1 pseudogene is annotated in these 1624 nt (G+C 76.3%); it reads left to right on the top strand.

Annotated features, from left to right (window positions below):
- Nucleotides 1–1624 (top strand): annotated as a pseudogene (locus tag EYA84_RS34110) (hypothetical protein); the annotation flags it as partial.

Here is a 1624-nt window from a genome sequence, read left to right as displayed (position 1 = left end):
GGCCGTGGTGCTGGCGGTCGCCGAAGCCGCCCGCCGGCCCCAGGCGGTCGCCGCCGGTCTCCTCGTCGGGCTGGCCTGCGCGGCGGCGACCTTCGGCCTCGCCTTCGACACCACGTGGCACCAGTCGCAGCGTGACCAGGCGGCGCTCTCCGTCGGCACCGACCTGGCGTTGTCCCTCAGCGCGACGCCGTTGTCCGGAGACGGCGTGGACGTCGCCGCGGCTACCTCGGGGGCGGTGAGTCCCGTTCTCCGCCGGGGTACCGCCGTCGGTCAGTGGCTCGGCACCGCCGGCGACGCGCCGCGCCTGGTCGCTGTCGACACCACCCGCGCCGACACGCTGCTCCGCGGACGACTCGACCACGACCGCACCTGGACCGATGTCGGTGCGCGACTCGCCCCACCGACCCGCACCACCGGTCTCCCGCTCGCCGCCGGTGCGCCTCTGCTGCTCAGCGGCACCGCGACCGGCGACACTCCACTCGCCGTGACCCCCCAGCTGCTGCTGCAGGACGCCGCCGGTCTACGCCTGCCCTGCACCGGTCCCCCCGTGCCGCTCGACGGCCGGGAGCACCGGCTGCCCGCGTGCGCGACCGCCGACGGACTGCACCTGGTCGCGGTGTCCCTGCCGATCACGGCCGATCCCGATGCCGCCGCCGGCAGCCGCGTCGCCGTCGCCGTCACCCTCACCGTGCCGCCCAGCGGATCGGCTGACGCAGCGGGGTGGACCGCCACGTCCGCGCCGCCGATCCCGACCAGGCTGCGCGACCCCACCGTCGTACTCGCCGCCACGCCGACGCAGACCGCGCTGCGGATGGCGGCAACCGTCGACCTGGGTGGCGCGGACGGCGCCCGTACCCTCGTCGCCACCGCCTTCCCCGACCCCGGCCCGGTGCCCGTCGCCGTCTCCGCCCGCTTCGCCGACGCGGTCGGCGGCATCGGCACCACGCTCAGCGTCACGGTCGGCACCACGCCCGTCCCGATCGTCGTCACCGAGGTCGTGCCGACCGTACCGTCGGCCCCCGGTGCCGTCGCCGTCCTGGCCGACCTGGACATGCTGTCGCGCGCCCGCGCCGTCACCGGCGACCTGACGTTCCCGGTCGACGCCTGGTGGGTCGGCCACCCCACCGGTCCCGACGTCGCCGAGCGGGCCACCGCTCTGCACCTGGGCACCGTCACGACTCTCGAGGCGGAGACCGCCCGTCTCACCGGCGGCCCGTTGCACGCCGCGCTGCCCGCCGTACTGCGGCTTCTCGTCGCGGCCTCGGCCCTGCTGCTGCTCGCCGGCGTCGTCCTGCACGTGACCTGCGATCTGCAGGCCCGCGCCGTGGAGGTGGCGCGGCTGCGCGGCCTGGGGATGACCCGACGCGGTATCCGCGCCGTGCTCCTCGGTCAGCACACCGTCATCCTGCTGCCCCTGCTCGCGGCGGGTGCGACCGTCGGCGCGCTCGCCACCGCCCAGCGCCTCCAGGCCCAGCAGGCGTACGACCTGGCCAAGTCGACCGTCGACGCGTTGACGTTGCGGGCGCCGATCGCCGGAGTGGTGCAGCCGGGCGGCGTCGCTGCCGGGGGCGATCCGTCCGGTGCGCTCGCCGGTATGGAACTCCAGCGGCGGCGGGGACAGGTA

The sequence above is a fragment of the Verrucosispora sp. SN26_14.1 genome, from assembly GCF_004307965.1.
Lineage (GTDB): Bacteria > Actinomycetota > Actinomycetes > Mycobacteriales > Micromonosporaceae > Micromonospora.
Note: the sequence above shows the minus strand (reverse complement) of the source record. Positions and strands in the feature narration are given on the sequence as shown.